Below are 20,377 nucleotides of genomic sequence, written 5' to 3' on the forward strand. Positions count from 1 at the left end.
CGCACATTATAACGATTTCGTAGCATTTGGCAGCTAAATACTGGTCTTATCAGGGAAGATTATCAACCGCTATCGGAAAAAGATTCACGGTCGATAAGTAATCTGCGGGAAAACGCACAGTTTCGCGAACTATCGCAACCACTGGCGGAACTTCTTGTAACGCCACGCTAAAAGCGCCAGTGCCAGCAGGGCATAGATGACCGGCTGGGGTGATAAAATCTTCACTGACCACAGGTAGTGGATGGGGGCGAGGATCGCGACAAGATAGACGAAGTTATGCAAGCGTTGCCAGCGCCTGCCCAGTTTTCGCTGGGCATATTGCGTGGAGGTCAGCGCTAATGCCAGCAACACCAGCCAGCTGACGATACCCAGCGTCAAATACGGGCGCGTAACCAGCTCGCGGCCTAACAGTGCCAGATTATTAATGCCCAACTCCAGAAGCGCGTAGCTGGTGAGGTGCAGCGTCGCCCAGGCAAAACACCATAGCCCCAGCAGCCGACGGGTGCGTATCAAAAGTGGCTGTTTAGCGTAGCGTGCCAGCGGCGATATCAGCAAGGTTGCCAGTAAAAATTTCAGAGCCATCCTACCGGTAAAATGTTGAATATCTTTCGCTGGATCGGCGCTGAATGCGCCGTGACTGACCGCCCAGAACAGCCAGATAAAAGGAAGCAGCCCGGCCAGGTGCAATAACACTTTGAGCCAGGTTATATGCTTAACGGTTAAACGCACTCAGAAGTTCTCCCGTAAATTCAGCCCGCGATAGAGCGACGCCACTTCATCCGCGTAGCCGTTAAACAGCAGTGTAGGCTGACGCTTCACATCCAATGCGCCGCCAGAGCCGATAAACCGCTCGGTGGCCTGCGACCAGCGCGGATGGTCAACGTGGGGGTTCACGTTAGCAAAAAAGCCGTACTCGCCGGGGGCCGCCAGGTTCCAGGTGGTCGGCGGACGTTCGCGGGTAAGCTTAATGCTGACGATAGATTTAATCCCCTTAAAACCGTATTTCCACGGTACGGTCAGGCGAACAGGCGCGCCGTTTTGCGGCGGAAGCGCTTTGCCGTAAACCCCCACGGTCAGCAGGGTGAGCGGATGCATGGCTTCGTCGAGGCGTAGCCCCTCCACATAAGGATACTTAAGCCCGCCGCCGATGAACCGATCCTTCTGGCCCGGCATCTCTTCCGGGGCGTAGCGCGTCTGGAAGGAGACGTATTTTGCATTGCTGGTGGGTTCAACCAGCGCCAGCAGCTTGTGCAGCGGGAAGCCTATCCAGGGCACCACCATCGACCAGGCCTCCACGCAGCGCATGCGATAGATACGCTCTTCGAGGGGGAAGCGGGTGGTGAGGTCGTGATGATCCAGCGTGAGGGGTTTTGCTACCTCACCGTCGATTTTCAGCGTCCACGGATCGGTTTTCATGCTGCCTGCATTGGCGGCAGGATCGGCCTTATCCAGACCAAATTCGTAGAAGTTGTTATAGCCGGTCACTTTATCTTCCGGCGTGAGCGTCAGTTTGTTTTGCCATTGGGCCGGTTTCGTAAAGGTGAGCGGGGCACCGGAAGGGGCTTTCGGACGATCGTTGCCTTTAAACCAGTCGAGCAGATCGGCATGAGCCGCAGGAGTAAGGGTCAGCGCAGTGGCGCTGATGCCAAGCATTTTCAGGATCTGGCGGCGCTGTAACATAAAGACAGACTCTGACGTTACGTCGGCTTCCGTCAGTTTTCGGTTTTTCATGGCATCCTCCGTCATGCGTTTTTCTAAGCATGACGGAGGAGAAGCGTTAGCGCGAATATGTCACGAAAAATTGAAGATTAGGCAATTTTCACCAGCGCACGGCCGTGGAACTGGTTGTCCATGATTTTACCGGCATATTCAGGTGCCTGACTGAGCGTAATCTCGGTGGCGCTCTGGGTATAGAATGCTTCCGGGAGGTCGCGCACCAGACGTTCCCAGGCTTCTGCACGACGGGCAGGCGGAGTCATCACGGAATCCACACCCTGCAGGCGGACGTTACGCAGAATAAATGGCATCACGGTGGTGGGCAGGGCAAATCCGCCCGCCAGTCCGCAGGCCGCCACGCAGCCGCCGTAGTTCATCTGCGCCAGCACTTTCGCCAGGACTTTGTCACCGACGGTATCCACTGCTCCCGCCCAGACCTGTTTTTCCAGCGGGCGGGTTTCGGCGAATTCGTCACGGCTGAGAATGCGGTTGGCGCCGAGCTGGCGCAGGTAATCGTGGGTGCTTTCACGACCGGACACCGCCGCGACCTGATAGCCAAGCTTGTGCAGTAGCGTCACCGCCGTGCTGCCCACGCCCCCGCTGGCGCCGGTGACGACAACTTCACCCGATTCAGGGCGGACGCCCGCGTCTTCCAGCGCCATCACGCACAGCATGGCGGTAAACCCTGCGGTACCGACGATCATCGCCTTGCGGCCATCCATGCCTTTTGGCATCGGCACCAGCCAGTCGCCCTTAACGCGCGCCTGCGTGGCCAGCCCGCCCCAGTGATTTTCACCTACGCCCCAGCCGGTGAGCAGCACCTGCTGGCCCGGGTGGAAGCGCGGATCCTCGCTGGTATGAACCCGGCCCGCGAAATCAATACCCGGCACCATAGGGAAATTTCGGATGATTTTACCCTTACCGGTAATCGCCAGCGCATCTTTGTAATTTAAACTGGACCAGTCGATATCGACGGTGACTTCGCCTTCCGGGAGGCGACTCTCTTCTACCGACTGCACTGAGGCAAGCGTTTTGCCGTCCTGCTGTTCTAAGATCAAAGCCTGCATACGGGGTCCTCTCGACTCATATGATTGGAAAATAATTTCTGAAGACTATACTCGCTCAGGGAAACGCAGTGCCGATTTAACGCAATAAATTGCCAGATACGCCCGATTTGGTAGTATGCCGCATCTCAAATGCAAGTTAGCGCTTACTCGCTACCCCATCAACCCACGGAGTAATCTCAAGGATGCGATTAACGACGAAGTTCTCGGCTTTTATCACCCTGCTAACGGGGTTAACGATTTTTGTCACCCTGTTTGGCTGCTCCTTAAGTTTTTATAATGCCATCCAGGACAAGCTGGTTAATCGGGTAGAGTCGGTTGCATCGGTTATAGATACGCGTTTGATTACGACTTCACTTCCGGCACTGTCGCCAGAGCTGGATGAGCTCATGGTGCCTGTTGATATTGTTCGGGTCGATATCCTCCAGGGAAAGCAGACAGTTTTCAGTCACACCCGGCGGGGGAGCTACCGTCCAGCCGGTACGGTCAGCCAGTATCGGGTAGTTACGGTCGATTCGCTTAAACATCCGGGTATGACCATTCGCATGGTCTATCAGGATCCGATGGCCAACTATTTCCACTCGTTGATGACCACCGCGCCTCTCACCATTGCTGTTGCTTTTATCGTGCTGCTTATTTTTCTGGCGGTTCGTTGGTTGCGCCGTCAGCTTGCCGGACAAGAATTGCTTGAAACACGCTCCGTAAGGATCCTGAACGGCGAGCGTGGCCCGCAGGTGCGGGGTTCGGTCTATGAATGGCCGGCGCGCACCAGTAGCGCACTGGATGTGTTGCTCTCAGAAATCCAGTTCGCCAGCGACCAGCGTAGCCGAATGGACACGCTCATCCGCTCTTACGCGGCACAGGATAATAAAACCGGTCTGAATAACCGTCTCTTTTTTGATAATCAGCTGGCAACGTTGTTGGATGACTCCGAAAAGGTGGGCACCCACGGCGTAGTCATGATGATCCGCTTGCCTGATTTCGATCTGCTGCGCGACACCTGGGGGCAGCGTGTGGCGGAAGAGAATCTCTTTACGCTGATCAATCTCCTGTCTACTTTTATCATGCGCTACCCGGGAGCCCTTCTGGCACGTTATCACCGGAGCGACTTTGCCGTGTTATTGCCGCACCGCACGTTAAAAGAGGCTGAAAGTATCGCCAGCCAGCTCCTGAAAGCCGTCGATGCGCTGCCGCAAAGCAAAATGCTCGACAGAGACGATATGGTGCATATGGGCATTTGCGCCTGGCGCGGTGGACAGTCAACCGAGCAGGTGATGGAGCATGCAGAGGCGGCCACGCGAAACGCCGTGCTGCAGGGGGCGAACGGATGGGCGATTTACGACGATTCGCTACCGGAGAAAGGGCGCGGAAACGTGCGCTGGCGTACTTTGATTGAGCAAATGCTCAGTCGCGGCGGGCCAAGGATCTATCAAAAACCGGCGGTCCTGAAAAATGGAAATGTGCACCACCGCGAGTTGATGTGCCGTATTTTTGACGGCTCGGAAGAGGTTATTTCTGCTGAATACCTGCCGATGGTGCTGCAATTTGGATTATCCGAAGAGTACGACCGCCAGCAGATAACCCGGGTGATTCCGTTTTTATCGTTTTGGCCGGAAGAAAACCTGGCATTACAGGTTACCGTGGAGTCGTTAATACGTCCGCGTTTTCAACGCTGGCTGCGCGATACTTTAATGCAATGCGAAAAATCGCAACGCAAACGCATTATTTTTGAACTTGCTGAGGCGGATGTAGGTCAACACATCAGCCGGTTGCGTCCGGTGGTGCGTTTGATCAATGCGTTGGGTGCACGAGTAGCGGTCACACAGGCCGGTTTAACGCTGGTCAGTACCCGTTGGATCAAGGAGCTGGATGTTGAGTTATTAAAGTTACATCCAGGTCTGGTAAGGAATATCGAAAAGCGCACGGAAAACCAGCTGCTGGTACAGAGTCTGGTGGAAGCATGCAAAGGAACGCAAACACAAGTATTTGCCACAGGCGTGCGTTCACGAAGTGAATGGCAGATGTTGACAGAGCGCGGTGTAACCGGAGGTCAGGGGGATTTTTTTGCCGCCTCTCAGCCGCTTGACACCAATGTGAAAAAATATTTGCAAAGATACTCTGTTTGACCTGCCGTTTAATTTGTTTTCACGTAGAATATCGCGCCTGTAGCTTTGAGTATGACGAGCAAAACGCCAGTGAACGACCTTTAACGGATTACAAATGAACATGAGGGACGCTGCTGTTTACTCAGCCCTGAGGGAATCCGGGGATGCATTTGTAACAAAGGAAACGTACTGCACAAATTTTCACCGCTGCAGATGATTTTTGCGCCTTGTCGCTGCTGCGTGTGGTTGGTAAAGTAAGCGGATTTTGTTTTCCGCCCCAGCTTTCAGGATTATCCCTTAGTATGTTGAAAAAATTTCGTGGCATGTTTTCCAATGACCTGTCCATTGACCTGGGTACCGCGAATACCCTTATCTATGTAAAAGGACAAGGCATCGTATTGAATGAGCCTTCTGTTGTGGCCATTCGTCAGGATCGTGCTGGCTCGCCAAAAAGCGTGGCCGCAGTGGGTCATGACGCGAAGCAGATGCTGGGTCGTACCCCTGGCAACATTGCCGCAATCCGCCCAATGAAAGACGGCGTTATCGCTGACTTCTTCGTGACTGAAAAAATGCTTCAGCACTTCATCAAGCAGGTTCACAGCAACAGCTTCATGCGTCCAAGCCCACGCGTGCTGGTGTGTGTGCCCGTTGGCGCCACTCAGGTTGAACGTCGCGCAATCCGTGAATCCGCACAGGGCGCTGGCGCACGTGAAGTGTTCCTGATTGAAGAACCAATGGCTGCGGCAATCGGTGCGGGTCTGCCTGTTTCCGAAGCGACCGGTTCTATGGTGGTGGATATCGGTGGTGGTACCACTGAAGTGGCCGTTATCTCCCTGAACGGCGTGGTGTACTCCTCTTCCGTGCGTATCGGTGGTGACCGTTTCGACGAAGCCATCATTAATTACGTGCGCCGTAACTACGGCTCTCTGATCGGTGAAGCCACCGCAGAGCGTATTAAGCACGAAATCGGTTCTGCTTACCCAGGCGATGAGGTTCGCGAAATCGAAGTTCGCGGGCGTAACCTGGCTGAAGGCGTTCCACGCGGCTTTACCCTGAACTCCAACGAAATCCTGGAAGCGCTGCAAGAGCCGCTGACCGGTATTGTGAGCGCGGTAATGGTTGCGCTGGAACAGTGCCCGCCAGAGCTGGCGTCCGATATCTCCGAGCGCGGTATGGTTCTGACCGGTGGTGGTGCGCTGCTGCGTAACCTCGACCGCCTGTTAATGGAAGAGACAGGAATTCCTGTCGTAGTTGCAGAAGATCCACTGACTTGCGTTGCCCGTGGTGGTGGCAAGGCGCTGGAAATGATCGACATGCACGGCGGCGACTTGTTCAGCGAAGAGTAGTCATTGTGAAAGGGTAGCGCATTGCTACCCTTTCTCTCTGACGCGAGAATACGCATAGCCTATGAAGCCAATTTTTAGCCGTGGCCCATCGCTACAGTTTCGCCTTATCCTGGCGGTTCTGGTTGCGCTTGGGGTCATTATTGCCGATAGCCGCCTCGGTACGTTCAGCCAGATCAGAACGTACATGGATACCGCCGTCAGTCCTTTCTACTTTGTATCAAATGGTCCCCGTGAACTGCTCGACTCCGTTTCTCAAACGCTGTCTTCACGCGATCAACTCGAACTCGAAAACCGGGCATTACGTCAGGAACTGCTGCTGAAAAACAGCGAACTGCTGATGCTGGGACAGTACAAGCAGGAAAACGCGCGTCTGCGCGAGCTGCTTGGCTCGCCGCTGCGTCAGGATGAGCAGAAAATGGTCACGCAGGTGATCTCTACCGTCAACGATCCTTACAGCGATCAGGTGGTGATCGACAAAGGCAGCGTCAACGGTGTATACGAAGGCCAGCCTGTTATCAGTGATAAAGGCGTTGTGGGTCAGGTCGTGGCGGTTGCCAAACTGACCAGCCGCGTGCTGCTGATTTGTGATGCCACCCATGCGCTGCCGATTCAGGTTCTGCGTAACGACATTCGCGTGATTGCGGCCGGTAACGGCTGTACGGACGATCTGCAACTCGAACATCTGCCTGCCAACACGGACATCCGTGTGGGTGACGTGCTGGTGACGTCAGGTCTGGGCGGACGCTTCCCTGAAGGATACCCCGTTGCGGTTGTCTCTTCCGTGAAGCTGGATACGCAACGTGCGTATACCGTCATCCAGGCGCGTCCGACCGCCGGTTTACAGCGTCTGCGCTACCTGCTGCTGCTGTGGGGGGCCGATCGTAACGGCGCCAATCCGATGACGCCTGAAGATGTGCATCGCGTGGCGAATGAGCGTCTGATGCAGATGATGCCTCAGGTTCTCCCTGCGCCAGACGCGATGGGGCCGCCTGCGCCTGTACCGGCTCCTGCTACGGGATTAACGCAGCCGCCACCGCCACCTCAAGTCTCGGGTGGAGGGCAGTAGTGGCAAGTTATCGTAGCCAGGGACGCTGGGTTATCTGGCTCTCATTTCTTATCGCATTGTTGCTGCAAATCATGCCCTGGCCGGACGACATCCTCGTTTTCCGGCCAAACTGGGTATTGCTCATTTTGCTCTACTGGATCCTCGCCCTGCCGCACCGCGTAAATGTGGGCACAGGTTTTGTGATGGGTGCCATACTGGATCTCATTAGTGGCTCTACGCTTGGCGTACGTGCGTTATCCATGAGCATTATTGCGTACCTCGTCGCACTCAAATTCCAGCTCTTTCGTAACCTCGCGCTCTGGCAACAGGCGCTGGTGGTGATGTTGTTGTCACTTGCTGCGGATATCGTTGTTTTCTGGGCAGAGTTTTTAGTGATCAACGTCTCTTTCCGACCGGAAGTGTTCTGGAGTAGTGTAGTAAACGGTGTGCTCTGGCCATGGCTGTTCCTGCTGATGCGTAAAATTCGCCAGCAGTTTGCCGTGCAGTAAAAGGTTTCTATGACGTCTATCTATCTTGCCTCTGGTTCTCCGCGTCGTCAGGAGTTGCTCACTCAGTTGGGCGTCTCCTTTGAACGTATCGTTACGGGTATTGAAGAGAAACGTGCTGAGGGTGAAAGTGCTCAGCAGTATGTTTCCCGCCTGGCACGTGAAAAAGCGCAGGCTGGCGTGGCGCAAACGCCGCGTGACCTTCCGGTTCTGGGGGCGGATACCATCGTTATCCTTAACGGTGAAGTGCTGGAGAAACCGCATGACGCTGACCATGCAGCGCGAATGCTACGTAAAATGTCCGGGCAAACGCACCAGGTGATGACGGCCGTTGCGCTGGCGGACAGTCAAAACGTGCTGGATTGCCTGGTCGTGACGGACGTGACGTTCAGAGTGCTTACCGACGACGAGATCGCCGCTTACATTGCCAGCGGTGAACCGATGGATAAAGCAGGTGCATACGGTATTCAAGGGTTGGGTGGCTGTTTTGTCAGGAAGATTAATGGCAGCTATCACGCCGTAGTCGGCTTACCGCTGGTGGAAACGTATGAGTTGCTGAGCAATTTTAACTCACTGCGTGAGGGAAGGGATAATTATGACGGCTGAATTGTTGGTAAACGTAACGCCCTCGGAAACCCGTGTGGCCTACATTGATGGTGGCATTCTTCAGGAAATTCATATTGAGCGTGAAGCGCGACGCGGAATCGTAGGCAATATCTACAAAGGTCGTGTCAGTCGTGTACTACCGGGTATGCAGGCGGCTTTTGTAGATATTGGGCTCGATAAGGCGGCATTTCTTCATGCTTCAGACATCATGCCGCACACCGAGTGCGTGGCAGGTGAAGAGCAAAAACAGTTTGCCGTCCGCGACATCTCCGAGCTGGTGCGTCAGGGCCAGGATCTGATGGTGCAGGTGGTGAAAGATCCTCTGGGGACCAAAGGTGCCCGTCTGACCACCGACATCACGTTACCTTCCCGCTACCTGGTCTTTATGCCGGGTGCATCGCACGTGGGGGTTTCCCAACGTATTGAGAGCGAAACCGAACGCGAACGTCTGAAAAAAGTCGTCAGCGCCTACTGCGACGAACAGGGCGGGTTTATCATCCGTACCGCCGCGGAAGGGATCAGCGAAGAAGACCTGGCCTCCGATGCGGCCTACCTCAAGCGAGTCTGGACCAAAGTGATGGAGCGTAAAAAACGCAACCAGACCCGCTATCAGCTGTACGGCGAGCTGGCGCTCGCGCAGCGTGTTCTGCGTGATTTCGCCGACGCGCAGCTTGACCGCATTCGCGTGGATTCCCGCCTGACCTATGAAGCGCTGCTGGAATTTACCGCCGAGTACATCCCGGAAATGCCGGGCCTGCTGGAGCATTACTCTGGCCGCCAGCCGATTTTCGATCTCTATGATGTCGAAAACGAAATCCAGCGCGCGCTGGAGCGTAAGGTCGAGCTGAAATCAGGCGGCTATCTGATCATCGATCAGACCGAAGCAATGACGACCGTGGATATCAACACCGGGGCGTTTGTCGGCCATCGCAATCTGGATGACACCATTTTCAACACCAATATCGAAGCCACGCAGGCCATTGCTCGCCAGCTTCGTCTGCGCAATCTGGGCGGCATTATCATCATCGATTTTATCGATATGAGTAATGAAGACCATCGCCGTCGCGTGCTGCACTCGCTTGAGCAGGCGCTGAGTAAAGATCGCGTGAAAACCAGCATCAACGGCTTCTCTCAACTGGGTCTGGTGGAAATGACCCGGAAACGGACCCGCGAAAGCGTGGAACATGTGCTGTGTAACGAATGTCCAACCTGCCACGGACGCGGTACGGTAAAGACGGTTGAGACCGTCTGCTATGAAATCATGCGGGAAATCGTGCGTGTGCATCATGCCTACGACTCAGACCGTTTTCTGGTCTATGCTTCCCCTGCGGTGGCGGAAGCCCTGAAAGGGGAAGAGTCGCACGCGCTGGCGGAAGTGGAAATCTTTGTCGGCAAGCAGGTAAAAGTACAAATCGAACCGCTCTATAACCAGGAGCAGTTTGACGTCGTAATGATGTAAAGCGCAGTTCGCTGCGAGACCAAAGCTGACAAGGAGAGATGCGTGAGGCGATTGCCGGGGATTTTACTGCTTACAGGGGCAACGCTGGTCGTGATTGTCGCGTTGCTCGTGAGCGGGCTACGCCTCGTTCTGCCGCATCTGGATAGCTGGCGTCCGCAGGTGCTGGCGAAAATCGAATCCGCCACCGGCGTGCCGGTGGACGTCAGCCAGATCAGTGCGAGCTGGCAGAACTTCGGTCCAACGCTCGATGCGCGGGATATCAATGCCAGCCTGAAAGACGGCGGCCATCTGAAAATTAAACGCGTAACGCTGGCGCTGGATGTCTGGCAAAGCCTGCTGCATCTGCGCTGGCAGTTTCGCGACCTCACCTTCTGGCAACTCCAGTTCCTGACCAATACGCCGCTGCGCAGTGGCGACGGCGCTCAGGGACTGGAAACCAACCGCATCAGCGATCTCTTCCTGCGCCAGTTCGATCACTTTGATCTCCGCGACAGCGAGGTGAGCTTTATTACTCTTTCGGGGCAGCGCGCCGAGCTGGCGATCCCGCAGCTGACCTGGCTGAACGGTAAAGACCGTCATCGTGCCGAGGGACAGGTGAATCTCTCCAGCCTGAATGGGCAGCATGGCGTGATGCAGGTGCGTATGGATCTGCGTGACGACAATGAACTACTGAACAACGGTAAGGTGTGGCTGCAGGCCGACGATGTGGATGTGAAACCCTGGCTGGGTGACTGGCTGCAGCAAAACATGCAGCTGGAAACCGCGCGTTTCAGCCTTGAAGGCTGGATGACGCTGACAAACGGGGAATTCGCCAGCGGTGACATCTGGCTGAAGCAGGGGGGCGCGAGCTGGAAAGCGGAGAACCAGCAGCATCAGCTTTCCGTGGATAATCTCACTGCACACGTGACTCAGGAGAAAGAAGGCTGGCAGTTTGCTATTCCCGATACGCGCATCACCATGGACAACAAGCCGTGGCCGCGCGGTGCGCTGACGCTGGCCTGGATGCCGGAACAGGATGTCGGCGGGGCAAGCAGCAAACGCAGTGACGAGCTACGTATTCGAGCCAGCAATCTGGATCTGACCGCCATCGAAGGGCTGCGCTCAATGGCCGCAAAACTTTCGCCTGACCTGGGTGAGATCTGGCTGGCCACGCAGCCGAGCGGAACGATCGACGCCCTGGGGCTGGACATCCCGCTTCAGGCGACGGAAAAAACGCGCTTCCAGGCCACATGGAAAGATCTGGCGTGGAAGCAGTGGAAACTGCTGCCAGGCGCAGAACACTTCAGCGGCAAACTGGAAGGTAGCGTGGAAAACGGCAGGCTGACGGTCGATATGCACGACGCTAAAATGCCGTATGAAACCGTCTTCCGCGCTCCTCTGGAAATCGAGCATGGCAACGTTACGCTGAACTGGCTTAAAAATGACAAAGGTTTTCAGCTTGATGGCCGCGATATTGATGTCAAAGCCAAAGCTGTTCATGCGCGCGGGGATTTCCGCTATCTGAAGCCCGAAGGCGATGAGCCGTGGCTGGGTATTCTTGCAGGGATCAGCACTAGCGACGGCTCGCAGGCCTGGCGCTACTTCCCGGAAAACCTGATGGGCAAAGCGCTGGTGGATTACCTGAGCGGCGCGATCCAGGGCGGGCAGGCGGATAACGCCACGCTGGCCTATGGCGGTAATCCGCACCTGTTCCCTTACAAGCATAATGAAGGCCAGTTCCAGGTGCTGGTGCCGCTGCACAACGCCACCTTCGCCTTCCAGCCGGGCTGGCCCGCCCTGAAAAATCTGGATATTGAACTCAACTTCCTCAATGACGGATTGTGGATGAAGTCAGACAGCGTTGCGCTGGGTGGCGTGACGGCCAGCAATCTGACGGCAAATATACCGGACTATTCCAAAGAAAAGCTGCTTATCGATGCGGATATCAACGGCCCGGGCAAGGCGGTTGGACCGTACTTTGAGGAGACGCCGTTGGATGATTCACTGGGCGCCACTCTTAATGAGCTACAGTTGGATGGTGATGTAAGTGCTCGCTTACATCTGGATATCCCGCTGGACGGTGAGATGACCACTGCGAAAGGCGATGTTCGTTTGAACAACAATAGCCTGTACATCAAACCGCTCGACAGCACGCTAAAAAACCTCACGGGGCAGTTCAGCTTCGTGAACGGCAACCTGAAGAGTGAGCCACTTAAAGCAAACTGGTTCAATCAGCCCGTCAATATTGATTTCTCCACCACCGAAGGGGAAAAGGCCTATCAGGTGGCGGTTAATCTGGATGCTAACTGGCAGCCTGCCAGAATGGAGGTTTTGCCAAAACCAATCGCGCAATCGGTGGATGGCGCCGTTTCCTGGAACGGTAAGGTCGCTATCGATCTGCCTTATCACGCCAGCGCCCGCTATAAGGTCGATATCACTGGCGACCTGAAAAACATCAGCAGCCAGCTTCCCGCGCCGCTGGATAAACACGCCGGGCAGGCGCTGCCAGTGAAGCTCAACGTTGATGGCAACCTCAATAGCTTCGCGCTGACCGGCAGCGCAGGCGAGACGAACCACTTCAACAGCCGCTGGCTGCTTAACCGCAAGCTTACGCTCGACAGGGCCATCTGGACGACTGACAGCCGCACCACGCCGCCGCTGCCGGATCGTGAAGGTATTGAACTCAACCTTCCGCCAATGGATGGTGCCGAATGGCTTGCGCTCTTCCAGAAAGGCGTGGGGCAGAACGTAGACGAGACCGCTCAGTTCCCGCAGACCGTTACCCTGCGTACGCCTGCGCTGACGCTGGGTGGACAGCGGTGGAACAACCTGAGCATTGTCTCTCAGCCGACGAGCAACGGGACAAAGGTAGAGGCTCAGGGCAGGGAAATTAACGCCACGTTAAATATGCGCGATAACGCGCCGTGGCTGGCCGCGATCCGCTACCTCTACTACAACCCGACAGTCGCGAGCAGTAAAGACCAGCCCGCAGGCCCGTCGCCGTTCAGTAACGCTTCCCGCATTGATTTCAGCGGCTGGCCCGATCTGCAGCTACGCTGCGCTGAATGCTGGCTGTGGGGGCAAAAGTACGGACGCATTGACGGAGATGTTGCCATCAAAGGCAATACGTTGAGCCTGACCGGTGGGCTGGTCGATACCGGCTTTGGTCGCCTGACGGCGGCGGGCGAATGGGTCAATAACCCAGGCGAGCAGCGCACCTCGCTGAAAGGCGACATCAAGGGCAACAAGCTGGACGCCGCGGCTAACTTCTTTGGCATCAGCACACCGCTTCGCGGCTCGTCATTTGACGTCAATTACGATCTGCACTGGCGCGCGGCGCCGTGGAAGCCGGATGAGGCTTCGCTTAACGGTATTCTGAAAACCCACTTCGGCAAAGGTGAGATCGCCGACGTGAGCACGGGGCGCGCCGGGCAGATCCTGCGCCTCCTCAGCTTTGATGCCCTGCTGCGCAAGCTGCGCTTCGATTTCAGCGATACCTTCAGCGAAGGTTTCTACTACGACTCCATCCGCAGTACGGCGTGGATCAAGGACGGCGTTCTGCATACGGACGATACGCTGGTGGATGGCCTGGAAGCGGACATTGCCATGAAAGGCTCAGTCAACCTCGTGCGCCGCGAGCTGGATATGGAAGCCGTGGTGGCACCGGAAATTTCCGCGAGCGTGGGCGTTGCGGCTGCCTTTGTGGTGAACCCGATTGTCGGTGCGGCGGTATTTGCCGCCAGCAAAGTGCTGGGGCCGCTGTGGAGCAAGGTCTCCATTCTGCGCTACCGCATCACCGGTCCGATCGATAAACCGCAGATTAACGAGGTGCTGCGCCAGCCGCGCAAAGATGCACAGCAATGATTTGACGTGGGCAGGTAATTGCCTCACTCTCAATAAATACGATCTTTATACCGCCACGGGCGGCAACGAACGAGTAGCAATACGATGAGTCTGAACCTGGTAAGTGAACATTTGCTCGCAGCGAACGGCCTGAGCCATCAGGACCTGTTCTCCATTCTTGGTCAACTGACCGAACGTCGTCTCGACTACGGCGATCTCTATTTCCAGTCGAGCTATCACGAATCCTGGGTTTTAGAAGACAGCATCATCAAAGATGGCTCCTACAACATTGACCAGGGCGTCGGCGTGCGTGCCGTCAGCGGCGAGAAAACCGGTTTTGCCTATGCGGATCAGATTAGCCTGGCTGCCCTGGAGCAGAGCGCGCAGGCCGCGCGCACCATTGTGCGTGATGCGGGCGATGGCCGCGTGAAAACCCTGGGAGAAGTGCAGCACGCTGCGCTCTATACCAGCATCGATCCGCTGCAGAGCATGAGCCGTGAAGAGAAGCTGGATATCCTGCGTCGCGTGGACAAAGTCGCCCGCGCGGCGGACAAACGCGTGCAGGAAGTGTCTGCCAGCCTGAGCGGAGTCTATGAGTTGATTCTGGTGGCGGCAACGGACGGCACACTGGCCGCTGATGTGCGTCCGCTGGTGCGTCTCTCCATCAGCGTGCAGGTCGATGAGGACGGCAAACGCGAGCGCGGCTCAAGCGGCGGCGGCGGTCGTTTTGGCTATGACTGGTTCCTGGGCGACGTCGACGGTGAAGCGCGCGCTGACGCGTGGGCAAAAGAAGCCGTGCGCATGGCGCTGGTGAATCTGAATGCCGTCGCGGCACCGGCGGGGTCATTCCCGGTTGTGCTGGGCGCTGGCTGGCCGGGCGTACTGTTGCACGAGGCGGTAGGACACGGCCTGGAAGGCGATTTCAACCGTCGCGGGACGTCCGTGTTCAGCGGTCAGATCGGGCAGCTTGTCTCCTCGGAACTGTGCACCGTGGTGGATGACGGCACCATGCGCGATCGCCGTGGTTCGGTGGCTATCGACGATGAAGGTACGCCAGGCCAGTACAACGTGCTGATTGAAAACGGCGTGCTGAAAGGCTACATGCAGGACAAACTCAACGCGCGCCTGATGGGCGTTGCGCCGACGGGTAACGGACGTCGTGAATCCTACGCGCACCTGCCGATGCCGCGCATGACCAACACCTATATGCTGCCGGGCCAGTCTACGCCGCAGGAGATTATCGAATCCGTCGATTACGGGATCTTCGCGCCAAACTTTGGCGGCGGCCAGGTGGACATCACCTCCGGTAAGTTTGTTTTCTCCACGTCAGAAGCGTATCTGATCGAGAAAGGCAAAGTGACTAAAGCGGTGAAGGGCGCGACGCTGATTGGCTCCGGTATTGAAGCCATGCAGCAGATCTCCATGGTCGGTAACGATCTGAAGCTGGATAACGGCGTGGGCGTCTGCGGTAAAGAGGGCCAGAGCCTGCCGGTTGGCGTGGGCCAGCCAACGCTGAAAGTGGACAACCTGACGGTGGGCGGCACAGCCTGACCTGACCATGCATAAAAAAAGGCGCTACTGATGTAGCGCCTTTTTTTTAACGTAAGTTACCCAGCGGTATCTCCGGATCCGGCTCGTGAGTGATGCGATTACGCAAATCACGGCGAATGATTTCGATCGACCAGAACCAGACCAGATGGCCCACGATCTCTGACACGTGTTCATACCACGGCAGCTCAAAGAGCGGTGGCGTCAGCCCCATCAGCGGGAAGGAGATCATATGAACAAAAAGCTGAGCTAACGCACCTGCCAGCAAACCCTGCCAGAGTTTAATTTTCGGGAAGACTTCAGCAACTACGCAATAACCTACGGCGAACACGATTGAGAAAATAATATGTGTTACGCCGACCCAGTTAAATATATGTCCGGCAAATGTATAAACCGCCGCATTAGGATCGACGACGCCCAGCCAGTCGCGTAAAAAAACATAAGGTGGGTTTAAAAAATTGCGGGAACAGTCAATCTGACTTGCTGCCCGTAATAATTGCTCTGGCCCGCATGCGCCGGTAAATAAATCTGTCGGGCTGCGAGGTGGAAGCGGCACCTCGGCCCCCCATTTGACAAACGCGGAGACAATCCCGGCAATCAAACCAATGAACGCGGCGAGTCCATAGCGCCTGCGCGACGGCGGTGTTTGTTCGAATATATTCATTTCTTTTCCTTGTTTAACGTCATCCTGCGGAATACATTTTATTATTCATGTTGGTAACAAATATATAACAGTCTGATGCTCAGACTGCTTATAAGGTAAATGGCGGGTGGCGGGAGTGTCAATTAGCCATTCCTGAGAGGAGGGCGCAAATATTCCGAAATGAATGTGAGTACCATCCGGGACATATTTATGCCAAATATGATTGCAGCGATTATCTTGTTACTCCTTTCTTCTTGCCCGCATTCCCTGAAAAAGCTCCGCCACTTCGACAAAATAGTCGGTCAGATAGTTAATGCACACCTGTACCTTGAGAGGCAGTTTGTCCTTCTCGGTATACAGAGCGTAGACCGGACGCGGATCGGACTGGTAACGCGGGAAGAGGATCTCCAGTACGCCGCTGTTGATCTCATTGATCACCCACATTAGCGGCACGTAAGCGATCCCGGCCCCGGCCACCAGCCAGCGGGAGATGGTCATCGGATCGTTGGTGACGAACCGACCTTCCGGAAGCAGTTTGGTGGAAATCCCTTCCGGAGCAATCAGTTCGAATTCGTTATCCGGGCGCACGCTGTATTCCAGCCACGAGTGGTTGCTGAGATCGGCAGGCTTCTCCGGAACGCCGTACTGCGCCAGATAGCTTTTTGAGGCGCAGACCACCATCGGCATGCTCCCCAGACGACGCGAAAAGAGGCTCGAGTCCTGTAACGCCCCGACGCGGATCACCACATCTAATCCGTCGGCGATCAGGTCCGGCGCGGGGATGCCCGTCACCAGATTTACCGTTAAACCCGGATACTCTTTCAGCATTTCCGCCGTCATGGCAGCGAGAACATTTTGTGCCATAGTTGAAGAACACCCAATGCGCAGCGTACCGATGGGGGTGTTATTGAAAGCGTAGAGCTGTTCGTGCACATCCTGCACTTCGTGCATCATTCGGCGGCAGCCCTGGTAATAAATTTTACCGGCTTCCGTCAGGCCGATGCTGCGGGTACTGCGGTTGAGCAGCTTCACCTGCAGCTCATCTTCCAGTTTTGACACCGTCTGGCTGATGGAGGAGACACTCATCTGCAATTGACGCGCAGCGGCGGTAAATGAGCCGAGCTCCACCACTTTGGCGAAGACGGACATGCGTTTTAAACGTTCCATTGTTCACTCTGGCTTAAAAGTGATTTAGATCACATATTATAGATAACAGCATAACAGTTACGTTAATATATTATTAATTACATAACGGCTGCGCCATTCTCGCCCGGCGTTTCTTGCTCTCCTGCGATGGCGTGCGCTAAAAAAAATCTGAAGCCTGCACTCTCTCTTATCAAGGTCAACATGAGTCTGTTTCCTGTAATCGTGGTGTTCGGTCTGTCGTTCCCACCGATATTTTTCGAGCTTCTTTTATCACTGGCGATCTTCTGGCTGGTGCGCAAGGTGCTGGTCCCTACCGGGATCTATGATTTCGTCTGGCACCCTGCATTGTTCAATACCGCGCTGTATTGCTGCCTGTTCTATCTGATATCGCGCATGTTTGTCTGAGGTTGATGTGAAAACGCTAATAAGAAAAGTCTCCCGCACTGCCATCACCATGGCGCTGGTCGTTCTGGCGTTTATCGCCATTTTCCGCGCCTGGGTTTATTACACTGAATCACCGTGGACGCGCGATGCGCGTTTCAGCGCCGATGTGGTGGCGATTGCCCCCGACGTGGCCGGTCTTATCACGGCGGTCAACGTCCACGATAACCAACTGGTGAAAAAAGATCAGGTTTTGTTCACCATTGACCAGCCTCGCTATCAAAAAGCGTTAGAAGAAGCGGAAGCGGACGTGGCCTATTACCAGGCACTGGCTGCGGAGAAACGCCGCGAGGCAGGCCGCCGTAACCAGCTGGGCGTTCAGGCAATGTCCCGCGAAGAGATTGATCAGTCCAACAACGTGCTGCAAACCGTGCTGCACCAGCTGGCGAAAGCGCAGGCAACGCGCGATCTGGCGAAGCTCGATCTGGAACGCACCGTGATCCGCGCGCCGTCCGATGGCTGGGTGACCAACCTTAACGTCTATGCCGGGGAATTCATTACCCGTGGCTCAACCGCCGTGGCGCTGGTGAAACAGAACTCCTTCTACGTACTCGCCTATATGGAAGAGACCAAGCTGGAAGGCGTACGTCCGGGCTACCGGGCAGAAATTACGCCGCTGGGCAGCAATCGCGTCTTTAAAGGTACTGTCGACAGCGTCGCCGCAGGGGTGACTAACTCCAGCAGCTCTAACGATACCAAAGGGATGGCAACGGTGGATTCCAACCTCGAGTGGGTACGTCTGGCCCAGCGCGTGCCGGTCCGTATCCACCTGGACGAACAGCAGGGCAATCTGTGGCCTGCGGGCACCACGGCGACGGTGGTGATTACCGGTGAAAAAGATCGGGATGCCAGCCAGGACTCGTTCTTCCGTAAAATCGCCCACCGCCTGCGCGAGTTTGGTTAATCGTTATGGGTATTTTCTCCATCGCCAGCCAGCACATTCGCTTCGCCGTGAAGCTGGCATGTGCCATCGTGCTGGCGCTGTTTGTTGGCTTCCACTTCCAGCTGGAAACGCCCCGCTGGGCGGTGCTGACGGCTGCTATCGTTGCGGCTGGCCCCGCCTTTGCCGCGGGCGGTGAACCCTATTCTGGCGCGATCCGCTACCGGGGTATGCTGCGTATCGTCGGAACGTTTATCGGCTGTTTCGCGGCGCTCACCATTATTATTCTGATGATCCGCACCCCGCTGCTGATGCTGATGGTCTGCTGCATCTGGGCGGGTTTTTGTACCTGGATCTCGTCTCTGGTGAAGGTGGAGAACTCCTACGCCTGGGGGCTGGCGGGCTATACCGCGCTGATCATTGTCATCACCATTCAGTCCGAGCCGCTGCTTGCTCCGCAGTTCGCGGTTGAACGCTGCAGCGAGATTGTCATTGGTATCGTCTGCGCGATCGTTGCGGATCTGCTTTTCTCCCCGCGCTCCATCAAGCAGGAAGTGGACCGTGAGCTCGACGCGCTGATTGTTGCCCAGTACCAGCTGATGCAGTTGTGCATCAAGCACGGTGACAGCGAAGAGGTCGATAAAGCGTGGAGCGGCCTGGTGCGCCGCACGCAGGCGCTGGAAGGGATGCGCAGTAATCTCAATATGGAGTCTTCGCGCTGGGAACGGGCCAATCGTCGTCTGAAAGCGATCAATACCGTCTCGTTAACGCTGATCACCCAGGCGTGTGAAACCTACCTGATTCAGAACACTCGCCCCGAAGTGGTAACGGATACCTTCCGCGAACTGTTTGATGAGCCTGTGGAGACGGTGCAGGACGTGCATCGACAGCTTAAACGTATGCGTCGCGTTATCGCCTGGACGGGTGAGCGCGATACGCCGGTGACGATTTATACCTGGGTCGGTGCCGCGACGCGCTACCTGCTGCTTAAGCGCGGCGTGACGGGAAATACCAAAATCAGCGCGGCGGAAGAAGAGGTGCTGCAGGGCGAAGTGGTGATCAAGCCGGAATCCGCCGAGCGCCATCACGCTATGGTCAACTTCTGGCGAACCACGCTGGCCTGCATGCTCGGCACGCTGTTCTGGCTGTGGACCGGCTGGACGTCCGGTAGCGGTGCAATGGTCATGATTGCCGTCGTTACCGCGCTGGCGATGCGTCTGCCCAACCCGCGCATGGTCGCTATCGATTTTCTCTATGGCACCCTTGCCGCACTGCCCATTGGTGCGCTCTACTTCCTGGTGATTATCCCGTCGACGCAGCAAAGCATGCTTCTGCTCTGCATTAGCCTGGCGGTAATGGCATTCTTTATTGGGATAGAAGTGCAGAAGCGCCGCCTGGGATCGCTGGGTGCGCTGGCCAGTACCATAAACATTATTGTTCTGGATAACCCGATGACCTTCCATTTCAGCCAGTTCCTCGACAGCGCGTTAGGTCAGCTGGTGGGCTGTTTCCTGGCGATGATGGTGATTCTGCTGGTGCGGGATAACTCTCAGGCGCGGACCGGCCGTGTGCTGTTGAATCAGTTTGTGTCGGCTGCCGTTTCATCCATGACAACCAATGCCGCACGTCGTAAAGAGAACCACCTTCCGGCGCTTTATCAGCAGCTGTTTCTGCTGCTCAATAAATTCCCGGGGGACGTTGCCAGGTTCCGTCTGGCGTTAACCATGATCATCGCGCACCAGCGTCTGCGGAATGCGCCTGTGCCGGTTAACGACGATCTGTCTGCCTTCCACCGTCAGCTGCGGCGCACGGCCGACCATGTGATCGCGGCGTCCAGCGATGACAAACGGCGTCGCTATTTTAAACAGCTGCTTGAAGAGTTAGATATCTACCAGGAGAAGCTCAAGGTCTGGGATGCGCCGCCTCAGGTGACCGAGCCGGTCGGGCGATTGGTCTTCATGCTGCATCGCTACCAGAATGTCCTGACTGACAATTAAGTGAGATTAAAAACCGACGCCAAAAGCGTCGGTTTTTTTGTGGCTATACTTAG

General features: G+C 55.9%; 16 protein-coding genes. 11 read left to right on the plus strand and 5 right to left on the minus strand.

Annotated elements, in window-relative coordinates; translation table 11 throughout:
- Positions 1-129: 129 nt before the first annotated feature.
- The 3 genes from msrQ to acuI all read right to left on the minus strand — a co-directional run bounded on the left by msrQ (position 130) and on the right by acuI (position 2,783).
- On the minus strand, positions 130-729 hold the full coding sequence (gene msrQ / locus KK102_RS12230; protein ID WP_089598441.1) for a protein-methionine-sulfoxide reductase heme-binding subunit MsrQ: 600 nt from the start codon (positions 727-729) through the stop codon (positions 130-132).
- Positions 730-1,731: a protein-methionine-sulfoxide reductase catalytic subunit MsrP gene (gene msrP / locus KK102_RS12235; RefSeq protein ID WP_216357698.1), complete on the minus strand. Its 1,002-nt coding sequence runs from the start codon at positions 1,729-1,731 to the stop codon at positions 730-732. It abuts the gene before it with no gap.
- 77 nt (positions 1,732-1,808) lie between these two features.
- The gene (gene acuI / locus KK102_RS12240; protein WP_216357699.1) at positions 1,809-2,783 is read right to left on the minus strand and encodes an acrylyl-CoA reductase (NADPH); all 975 of its coding nucleotides are present in this window, start codon (positions 2,781-2,783) and stop codon (positions 1,809-1,811) included.
- 182 nt (positions 2,784-2,965) lie between these two features.
- On the opposite strand from acuI, the gene csrD reads away from it, so the two are divergent.
- The 8 genes from csrD to tldD all read left to right on the plus strand — a co-directional run bounded on the left by csrD (position 2,966) and on the right by tldD (position 15,220).
- Positions 2,966-4,906, plus strand: a complete 1,941-nt coding sequence (gene csrD, locus KK102_RS12245) for an RNase E specificity factor CsrD (RefSeq protein WP_216357700.1) — start codon at positions 2,966-2,968, stop codon at positions 4,904-4,906.
- Positions 4,907-5,187: 281 nt separating this feature from the next.
- Positions 5,188-6,231: a rod shape-determining protein MreB gene (mreB, locus tag KK102_RS12250; RefSeq protein ID WP_000913396.1), complete on the plus strand. Its 1,044-nt coding sequence runs from the start codon at positions 5,188-5,190 to the stop codon at positions 6,229-6,231.
- Positions 6,232-6,292: 61 nt separating this feature from the next.
- The gene (mreC, locus tag KK102_RS12255; RefSeq protein ID WP_010436162.1) at positions 6,293-7,297 is read left to right on the plus strand and encodes a rod shape-determining protein MreC; all 1,005 of its coding nucleotides are present in this window, start codon (positions 6,293-6,295) and stop codon (positions 7,295-7,297) included.
- Positions 7,297-7,785, plus strand: a complete 489-nt coding sequence (gene mreD / locus KK102_RS12260; RefSeq protein ID WP_010436160.1) for a rod shape-determining protein MreD — start codon at positions 7,297-7,299, stop codon at positions 7,783-7,785. Before mreC ends, mreD begins: the two co-directional genes overlap by 1 nt.
- Positions 7,786-7,794: 9 nt before the next feature.
- Entirely contained in the window at positions 7,795-8,388 is a 594-nt protein-coding gene (locus KK102_RS12265; RefSeq protein ID WP_126545357.1) for a Maf family protein, read from the plus strand.
- Positions 8,378-9,847, plus strand: a complete 1,470-nt coding sequence (gene rng, locus KK102_RS12270; RefSeq protein ID WP_010436156.1) for a ribonuclease G — start codon at positions 8,378-8,380, stop codon at positions 9,845-9,847. The genes KK102_RS12265 and rng overlap by 11 nt, the downstream gene beginning before the upstream one ends.
- 42 nt (positions 9,848-9,889) lie before the next feature.
- On the plus strand, positions 9,890-13,690 hold the full coding sequence (gene yhdP, locus KK102_RS12275) for an AsmA2 domain-containing protein YhdP (protein WP_216357701.1): 3,801 nt from the start codon (positions 9,890-9,892) through the stop codon (positions 13,688-13,690).
- A gap of 84 nt (positions 13,691-13,774) precedes the next feature.
- On the plus strand, positions 13,775-15,220 hold the full coding sequence (tldD, locus tag KK102_RS12280; RefSeq protein WP_126545355.1) for a metalloprotease TldD: 1,446 nt from the start codon (positions 13,775-13,777) through the stop codon (positions 15,218-15,220).
- 46 nt (positions 15,221-15,266) lie between these two features.
- Here the strand turns inward: tldD and KK102_RS12285 are convergent, their stop codons facing one another.
- Together KK102_RS12285 and aaeR are read right to left on the minus strand one after the other, a co-directional pair.
- Entirely contained in the window at positions 15,267-15,881 is a 615-nt protein-coding gene (locus KK102_RS12285) for a YagU family protein (protein WP_010436150.1), read from the minus strand.
- Positions 15,882-16,100: 219 nt separating this feature from the next.
- Positions 16,101-17,027 (minus strand): HTH-type transcriptional activator AaeR, encoded by a 927-nt coding sequence (gene aaeR, locus KK102_RS12290; RefSeq protein ID WP_126545354.1) that lies wholly within the window; start codon positions 17,025-17,027, stop codon positions 16,101-16,103.
- A 180-nt stretch (positions 17,028-17,207) separates the two neighbouring features.
- On the opposite strand from aaeR, the gene aaeX reads away from it, so the two are divergent.
- The 3 genes from aaeX to aaeB are packed head-to-tail and all read left to right on the plus strand — an operon-like array spanning position 17,208 to position 20,324.
- Positions 17,208-17,411, plus strand: a complete 204-nt coding sequence (gene aaeX, locus KK102_RS12295; protein WP_003860416.1) for a p-hydroxybenzoic acid efflux pump operon protein AaeX — start codon at positions 17,208-17,210, stop codon at positions 17,409-17,411.
- Positions 17,412-17,418: 7 nt separating this feature from the next.
- Positions 17,419-18,351 (plus strand): p-hydroxybenzoic acid efflux pump subunit AaeA, encoded by a 933-nt coding sequence (aaeA, locus tag KK102_RS12300; RefSeq protein ID WP_126545353.1) that lies wholly within the window; start codon positions 17,419-17,421, stop codon positions 18,349-18,351.
- A 5-nt stretch (positions 18,352-18,356) separates the two neighbouring features.
- Entirely contained in the window at positions 18,357-20,324 is a 1,968-nt protein-coding gene (gene aaeB, locus KK102_RS12305) for a p-hydroxybenzoic acid efflux pump subunit AaeB (RefSeq protein ID WP_126545352.1), read from the plus strand.
- Positions 20,325-20,377 lie beyond the last annotated feature (53 nt).

The sequence above is a fragment of the Enterobacter quasimori genome, from assembly GCF_018597345.1.
GTDB classification, from domain to species: domain Bacteria; phylum Pseudomonadota; class Gammaproteobacteria; order Enterobacterales; family Enterobacteriaceae; genus Enterobacter; species Enterobacter mori.

Excerpts from the sequence above, each read along its gene's own strand:
- msrP (WP_216357698.1), bottom strand. The coding sequence starts at position 1,731 with ATGAAAAACCGAAAACTGACGGAAGCCGACGTAACGTCAGAGTCTGTC.
- acuI (WP_216357699.1), bottom strand. The coding sequence starts at position 2,783 with ATGCAGGCTTTGATCTTAGAACAGCAGGACGGCAAAACGCTTGCCTCA.
- csrD (WP_216357700.1), top strand. The coding sequence starts at position 2,966 with ATGCGATTAACGACGAAGTTCTCGGCTTTTATCACCCTGCTAACGGGG.
- mreB (WP_000913396.1), top strand. The coding sequence starts at position 5,188 with ATGTTGAAAAAATTTCGTGGCATGTTTTCCAATGACCTGTCCATTGAC.
- mreC (WP_010436162.1), top strand. The coding sequence starts at position 6,293 with ATGAAGCCAATTTTTAGCCGTGGCCCATCGCTACAGTTTCGCCTTATC.
- KK102_RS12265 (WP_126545357.1), top strand. The coding sequence starts at position 7,795 with ATGACGTCTATCTATCTTGCCTCTGGTTCTCCGCGTCGTCAGGAGTTG.
- rng (WP_010436156.1), top strand. The coding sequence starts at position 8,378 with ATGACGGCTGAATTGTTGGTAAACGTAACGCCCTCGGAAACCCGTGTG.
- tldD (WP_126545355.1), top strand. The coding sequence starts at position 13,775 with ATGAGTCTGAACCTGGTAAGTGAACATTTGCTCGCAGCGAACGGCCTG.
- KK102_RS12285 (WP_010436150.1), bottom strand. The coding sequence starts at position 15,881 with ATGAATATATTCGAACAAACACCGCCGTCGCGCAGGCGCTATGGACTC.
- aaeR (WP_126545354.1), bottom strand. The coding sequence starts at position 17,027 with ATGGAACGTTTAAAACGCATGTCCGTCTTCGCCAAAGTGGTGGAGCTC.
- aaeX (WP_003860416.1), top strand. The coding sequence starts at position 17,208 with ATGAGTCTGTTTCCTGTAATCGTGGTGTTCGGTCTGTCGTTCCCACCG.
- aaeB (WP_126545352.1), top strand. The coding sequence starts at position 18,357 with ATGGGTATTTTCTCCATCGCCAGCCAGCACATTCGCTTCGCCGTGAAG.